Origin of the sequence: Spirosoma oryzae (genome assembly GCF_003002825.1) — a bacterium.
GTDB classification, from domain to species: Bacteria; Bacteroidota; Bacteroidia; order Cytophagales; family Spirosomataceae; genus Spirosoma; species Spirosoma oryzae.
In genome coordinates this window covers 1-8,670 of the sequence record NZ_PVTE01000057.1, presented here as the reverse complement: position 1 = coordinate 8,670, position 8,670 = coordinate 1, and the positions used below count along the sequence as shown (strand labels likewise).

Annotated in this window: 10 protein-coding genes; 5 read left to right on the top strand and 5 right to left on the bottom strand. The window is 43.1% G+C overall.

Features of this window, described 5'->3' with window-relative positions:
• Window positions 1–427: 427 nt before the first annotated feature.
• The 3 genes from CLV58_RS27620 to CLV58_RS28225 all read right to left on the bottom strand — a co-directional run bounded on the left by CLV58_RS27620 (window position 428) and on the right by CLV58_RS28225 (window position 2,908).
• On the bottom strand, window positions 428–1,816 hold the full coding sequence (locus CLV58_RS27620; RefSeq protein WP_106141078.1) for a relaxase/mobilization nuclease domain-containing protein: 1,389 nt from the start codon (window positions 1,814–1,816) through the stop codon (window positions 428–430).
• Complete coding sequence (gene mobC / locus CLV58_RS27615; RefSeq protein WP_106141077.1) at window positions 1,813–2,220, bottom strand: plasmid mobilization relaxosome protein MobC; 408 nt, start codon at window positions 2,218–2,220, stop codon at window positions 1,813–1,815. Before mobC ends, CLV58_RS27620 begins: the two co-directional genes overlap by 4 nt.
• A gap of 151 nt (window positions 2,221–2,371) precedes the next feature.
• Window positions 2,372–2,908, bottom strand: coding sequence for a hypothetical protein (locus CLV58_RS28225; protein ID WP_146141570.1), 537 nt, complete (start codon window positions 2,906–2,908; stop codon window positions 2,372–2,374).
• 786 nt (window positions 2,909–3,694) lie between these two features.
• On the opposite strand from CLV58_RS28225, the gene CLV58_RS27605 reads away from it, so the two are divergent.
• The 3 genes from CLV58_RS27605 to CLV58_RS27595 are packed head-to-tail and all read left to right on the top strand — an operon-like array spanning window position 3,695 to window position 5,129.
• Window positions 3,695–4,621, top strand: a complete 927-nt coding sequence (locus CLV58_RS27605) for a replication initiation protein (RefSeq protein WP_106141075.1) — start codon at window positions 3,695–3,697, stop codon at window positions 4,619–4,621.
• Between the two features lie 30 nt (window positions 4,622–4,651).
• The gene (locus CLV58_RS27600) at window positions 4,652–4,861 is read left to right on the top strand and encodes a hypothetical protein (RefSeq protein ID WP_106141074.1); all 210 of its coding nucleotides are present in this window, start codon (window positions 4,652–4,654) and stop codon (window positions 4,859–4,861) included.
• A complete protein-coding gene (locus tag CLV58_RS27595; protein ID WP_106141073.1) occupies window positions 4,851–5,129 on the top strand; it encodes a type II toxin-antitoxin system RelE family toxin in 279 nt (92 codons plus the stop codon). The genes CLV58_RS27600 and CLV58_RS27595 overlap by 11 nt, the downstream gene beginning before the upstream one ends.
• Window positions 5,130–5,134: 5 nt before the next feature.
• Here the strand turns inward: CLV58_RS27595 and CLV58_RS27590 are convergent, their stop codons facing one another.
• Window positions 5,135–5,467, bottom strand: a complete 333-nt coding sequence (locus tag CLV58_RS27590; protein WP_106141072.1) for a hypothetical protein — start codon at window positions 5,465–5,467, stop codon at window positions 5,135–5,137.
• A 253-nt stretch (window positions 5,468–5,720) separates the two neighbouring features.
• Here CLV58_RS27590 and CLV58_RS27585 point away from each other — a divergent pair, with 253 nt between their 5' ends.
• Together CLV58_RS27585 and CLV58_RS27580 are read left to right on the top strand one after the other, a co-directional pair.
• Window positions 5,721–6,473, top strand: a complete 753-nt coding sequence (locus CLV58_RS27585; RefSeq protein WP_106141071.1) for a deaminase — start codon at window positions 5,721–5,723, stop codon at window positions 6,471–6,473.
• Window positions 6,466–7,137 carry an STING domain-containing protein gene (locus CLV58_RS27580; RefSeq protein WP_106141070.1) on the top strand — a complete coding sequence of 224 codons (672 nt, stop codon included), beginning with the start codon at window positions 6,466–6,468 and terminating at the stop codon, window positions 7,135–7,137. The genes CLV58_RS27585 and CLV58_RS27580 overlap by 8 nt, the downstream gene beginning before the upstream one ends.
• Window positions 7,138–7,163: 26 nt before the next feature.
• Here CLV58_RS27580 and CLV58_RS27575 read toward each other — a convergent pair whose 3' ends face one another.
• Window positions 7,164–8,507, bottom strand: a complete 1,344-nt coding sequence (locus CLV58_RS27575) for an SMODS domain-containing nucleotidyltransferase (RefSeq protein ID WP_106141069.1) — start codon at window positions 8,505–8,507, stop codon at window positions 7,164–7,166.
• Between the last annotated feature and the right edge of the window lie 163 nt (window positions 8,508–8,670).

Genomic DNA, 8,670 nt, shown 5'->3' with positions numbered 1-8,670 from the left:
TAATCATACGTCAGGTAGTTTGGCCCATGCATACAAAGCACGTTGAGTTGTTATGAGTGAATTATCAAACCGGATTAGTTTCGACTGCATACTTAATCATCTTGGTAAGCAAGTCAGATTGTGCATTAGTTAAACATATGAATTATGTATTTTCTGCCATAATCATCCTGCTCTATTCAATTTGGCCCATCTAAGGATAATTATCTAACCTAATTTGTAGCTTCTCTTTTCCCTTTCCAAAGGGCAATTCAACCCTCTTTTGAAGCATACATAGGGGGCGTGATCTTAGAATATTCCCTTAACATAAGATAGCATATACAACAGCCCTTAAAAAAGTGCAAATTTTGAGGGCGTTGAAAAGGGAAGAAAAAGGGTGGTAACATACGATGTTACCACCCTTTCGTGTATAGGTGCCTTTGGTTGTAAGTCAATGGCCTAACCGAGGTCTCCGGTTTTGCCGCTGCTCGAGCCGTTGCTGGCGCTCTTGCTCCTGCGCCTGGCGTTGCCGCTCGGCCGCTTCCCGTCCTTGGGCAAACTCCGATAAGCTCATGATGACACGCTCAGCCTTCTGGTGAACACTGGCTTTGATGGCAAAACCGGGTTTAGCCGGCTCCCCCTCTCGGGCGTAGAGCCAAAAGTTGTAGTGCTTCTCCTGCATCTGTCGCTCTAGACCTGATCCGGCGGGGTTGTTCAGATAAGCCAGCTTCTGCTTGGCCTCCCGGGCCGACTCGCTTAGCCCCAGCCAACTGCCAGCCTGACGGCTCAGCGTCTGCCGTTGCTCGGCCACCCACTTTACCTGGGCGTTGTAGGAGCGCCGGGCCTTGATCTGTTCGTCCAGCGCCTGACCAAGGCCAAAGTCCGGACATTGCTCCCGCAGCTGCCTGGCCGTTTGTAGGGTGGGGTTCTTGGCCAGTTGCTCGGCGGCCGTCTGGATCCACTGATTCGTCGTCCGAATTTTAGCATTCTCCACCTCTTCCCGCTGCCGGTATACCTGGTAGTCCGCCTGCCACCGACTCTCAATAGAGGGAACGGGGGCAACCGGTGCAGGAGCCGGGGCTATTATGGGGCGATTTTGGGCGATCTGAGCCTCGATCTTGCTCAAGCTTAGGTTCCGGTCCACTTCCGACCCTTTGAAGCGCTGACCGTCCTTCTCGAAGCTGATACCAACCGCTTCACCGGCCGCGTTCGAGCGGATCTGACAGTTGATGCCCTGGGCCCCCAGCTGATCGACGAACTGCTGGGCATCCGGGCGTCCCCGTAGGACCTGCGTAACGATCTGGTAGATGGTGTGTCGGGTCTTATGGGCCCCCACTAGTTGGGCGGGCCGGATCAGCTCGGGCCGTTTGCTGGCCACCGGCGTTAATTGGTGCTGCTGACTTAGTTGCTGCAGCAGTTTTTCCGAGCGTTTGTAGTTGTGGCTGTCGCTGATGGTCTGCCCGTCGTTGGCCACCCGGTTGGCGATGATGTGAAAATGGGGGTGGGGCTGATCGTGGTGGCGGATGATGGCGTACTGGGTCTGATCCAGGCCCATGCCGGCCAGGTAGTCGTGGGCCACGGCCAGCATCTTCTCGTTGGTCAGTTTGGCCGCGTCGTCGGGGTTGAAGCTGATGGAGGTGTGCCAGACGGCTTTGCCCAACTCCGGATTCAGCAGCCGGCCCCGGTTGAAGTCGGCCGTCATACTCGACGCCGAGTTAGCCCGCACTCCGACGGCCTCCAGCACTTCGGCCCGTTTGTCAGCCTGGCTGTTTTTGTGGCCCTCGAACTGGTAGCGCACGCAGCCCCCGAAGCTGCTGCCGATGCTGGTCTTGCCGATCATTTGGCGTAGCGGTCTAGTAGCTCCCCTAACTCCTGCGCCCGGCGCTCGACCAGCAGGGCTACCGAGCGCATGCCGTCGGTATTGGCTTTGCGGGCCAGCTGGTTTAGGTTGTTAGCCATAGTGGCGATCTGCCGCAGCAGGGCCTCCTGCTCGGCGCTGATCACCGTCACGTCCCCGTTGCACAGCTCCCGGATCACGTCGGCCATGCTACTGTTACGCTGCTCGGCAATACCCTGCACGTAAGCGTAGCTGGCGGGCTTAAGCCGCACCTGGATGGCCATCGTGCGCTTATCGTCGTCGGCCTTTTTGGGCCGGCCACCCTTGCCACGGGGGGCCTTAACGGGGCTGGGTTCGGGCAGTGGTTCCGGTCGCGGAACGACTCGTTTTTGGGGGTCTGGATTCATCTTTTGCGACGGCAGGAGCAAAAGCAAGCGTTTTGAGGTACGAAAAACATGGCTTGCTCCCTCCCATCACCAAAGCTACGCACCGGAGGAATAACGCACAAAAAAAGGACATCAAACTTGATGTCCTTTACCAGATCAATGCAAATTTGATTCAATATGTCTCATAAGTGAAGGTAAGGAAACGAGACTGAGCAGCATCTAAGTTTGTACCTATCACCAGATCTGATATCAGCCCGTTGCTTCCATAAGTTGCCTTACGATTGGGTCCAATACTATTATTCCTGTTGACAACAGATACGTTGTATCCCTCTGGCATGCCAATCAGACCGTACAGGGGGTTAGGAGTATTATCGAACTGCTCAGAGTAAGTAGTGGTCGGCTGCCCTGGAGAATTGATTGTCGTTTGAGTTTGGTTGCCGTTTGTATAGGCGTAGTTGTAAGTAGAGGTAGATGCCCCAGGAACGATGAATACTGTATTGGTAACAGGTAATTTGTCTGAGTTGTAAGTCAACGTGCGTGTTTCATATAGCTCGTAGGTTTGGTTGCTCTGAGACAGGTAATATAGTTTCGTTGTGGTCAAATTGCCTGACCCATCATACTCATAGGTCTTATAAGAAGCACGACCTATGTTGGCTATGTTTGGGGTACCCTCAATCCGGGAAAGCTGTCCCTGAGCGTTGTATTGCATCTGGTAAGTGTATGGACCTGAGTTTCCAGTATTGACGACTGTAGCCAACCGGCCATCACTCCCGTACTGAAAGGTAAACGTGTAACTCGAACGGCCTATGGATTCCCGATACTGGCTAATTCGATAGCGGGGCGTACTGGGTGTGTTAAGATGGTCTTGACAGGCTGTTAGACTAACTAGGAAGCTTAAGCTTAAAAAAACGAAGAGTTGACGTACTGTGCTCATATGACTGAATTGGATGTAAAGCAAACCTAACAGGATTGCCTGAGTGACTTGTTGGCTATTTATTGAGTGGCAAAGCAAAAGGTAATAACTATATTTATAGTTGCGCCCCCCTTTGTGTTTTTTAGTTTTTTGGTTTTTCTCTTCCCTTTCCCCTTGGTTTTTGATCTGCTCGTCAGGGGGCAGTTTTAGTAATTTTTGGGTTTGCGTCAGCCGCCCTAAAAACCCCCTGTCAAAGCCACTTCTTACCCCTCGCACGCGAGCGCATACGCGCGAGACAAGTGTTTGTGTATTTCAAATATCTCTTGTTAATCACTTGTAAGCACAAAAATTAGTAAATAACTATCTGATTACTAAATAGTTACACTGTGGATAACTTTAATAAAGACGCGTTTGGTCGGTAATAAAGACGCGTTTGGTCGGTGCATTCTGCTTAATAAAGACGCGTTTGGTCGGTGCATTCTGCTTAATAAAGACGCGTTTGGTCGGTAATAAAGACACATTTAAAATACTTTGCGCTTTTATTAAGTGTTTTTATTACATTTGCTTATAAATCAATATGATATGCCCAAACCTGTAGAAATATGGCAGGATAACGTTTTGACGTTAGCTAGATACGAGATGACCGAAGCGGAGAAGAATATTTTGTACATGGTTGTAGCTAAGGTGCGTAAAGAAGATCCTCTAACCAAGATGTATCAAGTATCAGTGAAAGAGATGGCCGCTCTTACTGGCTCTGATGAATTTAAGTTTGACACGTATAAGAAGGCCACCGAGAAACTTGTAGGAAGAGTATTTCAGACTGTTCTGCCTAGTGGCAACCTGTTGCAAGCCACTTTCTTTGCATCGGCTGAATACAAGATAGGAACAGGCATCATCGAGCTTGAATTGTCGCAGAAAGTTCGCCCCTTCTATGTCGATCTAAATCAGCGCTTTACCAAGGTTCAACTAGTAGCAGCAATCTCTCTCAACTCAGCTTACGCTAAGAGGATCTACGAACTACTATGTATGTACAAAAACATGCCGAACAAGACGTTTCGACACAATCTGAATGAACTGAAAGATATGTTGGGCATTACTGATCCTAAAACCGGAGACGACAGTTACCCAACATGGACTAAGTTTGAAAAACGAGTGTTAGAAGTAGCAACGAAAGAAATTAATGGTGCTACAGATATAACGTTTACTTATAAGCCCGTATATGGGGATCGCCCAGGGCGGGGCCGCAAACCAGTAGTCGAAGTCGAATTTGAAGTCTTTTACCAAGCTAAGCCCGAAGCAGCTCCCCTGTCGGGTCTGCACGAGCGTCTGATCAAGCAGTTTCGCTTACGCGTTGATCAGGCTGATGCGGTGCTAGCTACCCATTCTACTGAAACCATCAACCGTCAACTCTATGACATTCAGACAAAAGCTGCCGACGGTAAGGTTAAGAATGTAGGCAGTTACACGGCCAAAGTATTTGGTTTAGAAACGAAAAGGAAAGAAAAATAGAGAGTATATTACTCATTAAATAAGAAGCTCATGAACACTGCTGCAATTCGCCAAGGCATTAGCTACGTCACCAATAGCAAAGGGGAAAAGACTGCTATGCAGCTCGATTTAACCAATAATGCGGTTCAGGAAATCGTAGAAGATCTCATTGATACGCTCGATGCGATGGAGCGTAAAAACGAGCAAACACACTCGTTCGAGGAGATCAAAAACGAAATCTTACTGAGTCGTGGCCTATAAGCTAGTTATTACTGACTCAGCTGCGAAGGAGTTAAAGCGAATTCCAACAAAGATGCAGGACCGGATATTTGAAAAGATAGAGGGACTAGCAGATGAGCCAAAACCGCATGGCCACAAAAAGCTAAAGAACTTTGCCGTAACAGATAGTGATCAGGATGATTACTACAGAATCCGAGTAGGCGACTACCGTGTCATATATACCATCGAAAATGAGCTAGTCACTATTTTCGTAATGAAGGTTGCTCATAGAAAAGACGTTTACGAATGAGACTTCTACTCGAATAGGCGTTTCCAGAAAGATTTCTTACCTGGCTCTGGCATTCGGTTAGTCAATGTCTCGACCATGCGAGTAAGTTGATCAATCTGGTTTTGAATATCTATAGGTGCGGCCGGTGTCTGAGATTGAACTAGCTGACTCTGTACCAATCCCCTAATGTCTTCATTTACATACTGACCAATAGTCTTACCAGCTCTTTCAGCAGCTTTCTCAATCACTAATCGAGTGTCCCGTTCGACGCCACGTATGGACCAAGTGACAGGGCTACTCCCTTTGTTTGTTGTATTGCTTTTATTAGTTGAGTTAGGTGTATGGGTAAGGTCTTCCATCGTCGTGTCTTACTGATGTAAGACACATAATTAGACAAAATTTAGCTTTGTAAGACAAAAACAGAAAATTGTAATACATTCCTTCATAGATGTAAGACAAACCATCTAAGATGTATTACAAGTTATAATCAATAACACAAACGATATTCTTTTCTATACATGTGTAAAATAGACATTGATTATAAGTCCACTAGCTAAAGCACTGAAATACTGTACCTTACAGCATAATTTATGAAAGCGTGTAACCTTCTTTATGGAAATATTGAACATTAATCAAGACAGATCCAGTGGTGATGTTTACCCTCTAATAGATGGTAAGCAAGTAGAAATAGACGAAATTTTTAGTTTATTAGCATATAGTATAGTCTACGCTGACTGGCAAGACGAATCAACGCCAAGAGATGAACGCAGGGGTTACAATATAGGAAGTGTTCTAGTTGACTCTGAAAATAATCCAGTATTCTGGGGACTCAACAGCGTAGGAGTTACTAACAACGCTACTCAACACAGTGAGGTAAGACTGATGACTCAGTACCTAGACGTTTCAGAGACGTTTGATCTGAAGAGTCATACTGTATATACAACATTGGAACCCTGTGCAATGTGCGGTGGAATGATGGCAATGGCTTTAATATCAAAAAGCGTGTTTGGACAAAACGATGTTGAGTTCAGTCACGCGATAGACAGGCTCAATTTCGACTCTCGTTCTATCGGTGGATATGCCCCATTTCCTAGAAAAGTTGCTTGTATCCCTAGCCCCTCACCGTTCACAGAAATACTTAACGAATCATACCAATCCTTTTTGAAAGTAGATTCTGAAAAAATTCTCGCTAAATTTTTGGTAAGCAACGAAGCAAAAAATATTTATTCGGATGCAAGAAATGCATTCGAAACATACAAAATTAAACACATTGAAAATCAAGCGGTATATAATAAAGCTAAGTTATTTTACAAGAATTTTTTAGCAGATATAAATCACAATCTTACCACACCCAAACATGAGTGACACACTACTAGTTGGCTATATCACGGCAGGAGCGACTTTGATAGCAGCTATAATCACTGCTGGAGTAGCTCTTATTCAGAACAGAAAGTTAATACGTAAAAACAAAGAGTACGAACAAAAATTCGAGCAGAGAGCATCAACAGGTGTTGCTATCGGTTATTACTACAACTTCATAGAAAATATTTATAAGATTATTGATGAAAACCCTAAAATAACACTTGAAATATACAACAGCACAACAATTAACGAAAAGAAAGAATTTGATTGTGATAAAGTACGCATAGAGATATTGATGCCCCGTAGCTTAGAAGGAAGTTCTTTCAATCAAGCCACTCAAACACTAACTCAATACAAAAAAGGAGATATTGTTAGAAATGGTAACAAGAGAAATTACGGTATAAATTTTACAATTCAAGATGACAACACTTTGGTCGTTGTTGATGTACCCACTCCTTTGTTTGCTTTAGAAAAATACCTAAAAAGCTTACCTGAGTTTGGGTCTTATATCGATCCAAAAACTAATCAACTTATCGCCAAGAGCGATTCTGAAGAGTATAGAGCAAGACAATCAAAAGAAATAGAGAATTTCAAAACAACTGTCTTAAATTTTATAGAAAATAATCGCTATGCCATAAATAAAGTTCACTTTCGCCATTTAACTTGAAGACGAAAGCGAACTAAACATGAAATTTACAAGATGCTTACAATCTGTCTGCTTCTTGCTACACACACATTATCTTTAACGATGTAACACTCTACATAGTGATCCCCTCTAAAATTCGTTGATTCGTTAATATTCCAAACTTTCCCACCCTCTTTAATTTCCCCACGTATATTATTGCGTTTAACTGCCTCATCTCCTCGATTGAGTATCTTCCAATAAATCTTATAAGGAGTAGGGACATTACACGATAATATAGTGAATTGAATATTTCTACCAGTTGTAACTTTGTTACCATGTTCGCTCAACAGATAAGGACGAAAGCCACCACTCTTTTGCAGAACTCTACCTTGTAATACGATTTTATAAATAGGATTTAATTTTAATATAATCCCTAAGTCAACTATGTTTTGTTCGGTATCGTTAAATGTTTTTGATTGTTCCGATAAACTATTAGCGTTAGAAGTACTCTTAGGAGCTTTAAAATCTTCACCGAATACAGCTTGCCATTTTTTCAAGCTACTATCCTTATTAGTCTCTACATACGCTTCTTCTATCTTGTTTGCATAATATATAATTTTACTTCGGAAATTTAGATATTTTTCTTGATCCCATCTTCTACTTAGATCATCTCCTGTTTGACCAGGATCATATATTATTGGCATATAATAGTTTGCATCTACATAACTTTTTAAACTGTTCATAACAGTACGTAATGTAGTAGGCAAGTCTTGATAGCACAAAGGATCTTGTAGTAGTGCAACATCATTTATCCTGTCGCCCAATAAAACATTTAATACAACAGACTTTACTGAAAATGTAGTTTTATAATCCCGGATATATTTTAATAACCTTACCACTTTAACAAAATTTCCATTCGTAATCCTGTTCTTATCATCAATCCAAGTATTATATGCTTCTGAGTCTGTTAATTCAAATGATTCTTCATTTCTATTTGTAATATATTTTTTTCCATGCCTTTCTAAAAATGGAACAATGTCAATATGAAAATCACCTTTATAGTCAATAACTACGCATCTATCTTTGCGCTTAACTATATCTTTATATATAGAACTCGCCTTAAAAATATCGTATACATTATTAACATAGTCTTCTGGATTCCATTCTTCAAATTCTTTTAAATAAAGGAGCAGATCAGCATCAAATTGGTGATAATCTTGAACGGGCTTTATAATTGTCTTGTGAGCATAGGATCCTTGCGGTATGGTATCTATAAAATTATTAGATAGAGTTTCATCTTGTTTTAAAAATTCTGTTATTGTTAATACTCTTTTATCGAGCAACTCGATCCTTGTCTTATTCAAATTCACTTCGCTCTTTAAAAACTCTTTAAAGTATTCGATCAGCTTCATGTCATCAATAAATTACAGTACAGTCTTGAGTTTACATTTAAATATACGGATTTTTGTATGAAAATCTATAATCATACGTCAGGTAGTTTGGCCCATGCATACAAAGCACGTTGAGTTGTTATGAGTGAATTATCAAACCGGATTAGTTTCGACTGCATACTTA

Bases quoted from the DNA above. Each gene is read 5' to 3' on its own strand.
- CLV58_RS27575 (WP_106141069.1), bottom strand. From the start codon at position 8,507: ATGAAGCTGATCGAATACTTTAAAGAGTTTTTAAAGAGCGAAGTGAAT.
- mobC (WP_106141077.1), bottom strand. From the start codon at position 2,220: ATGAATCCAGACCCCCAAAAACGAGTCGTTCCGCGACCGGAACCACTG.
- CLV58_RS27620 (WP_106141078.1), bottom strand. From the start codon at position 1,816: ATGATCGGCAAGACCAGCATCGGCAGCAGCTTCGGGGGCTGCGTGCGC.
- CLV58_RS28225 (WP_146141570.1), bottom strand. From the start codon at position 2,908: ATGCAATACAACGCTCAGGGACAGCTTTCCCGGATTGAGGGTACCCCA.
- CLV58_RS27585 (WP_106141071.1), top strand. From the start codon at position 5,721: ATGGAAATATTGAACATTAATCAAGACAGATCCAGTGGTGATGTTTAC.
- CLV58_RS27600 (WP_106141074.1), top strand. From the start codon at position 4,652: ATGAACACTGCTGCAATTCGCCAAGGCATTAGCTACGTCACCAATAGC.
- CLV58_RS27590 (WP_106141072.1), bottom strand. From the start codon at position 5,467: ATGGAAGACCTTACCCATACACCTAACTCAACTAATAAAAGCAATACA.
- CLV58_RS27580 (WP_106141070.1), top strand. From the start codon at position 6,466: ATGAGTGACACACTACTAGTTGGCTATATCACGGCAGGAGCGACTTTG.
- CLV58_RS27605 (WP_106141075.1), top strand. From the start codon at position 3,695: ATGCCCAAACCTGTAGAAATATGGCAGGATAACGTTTTGACGTTAGCT.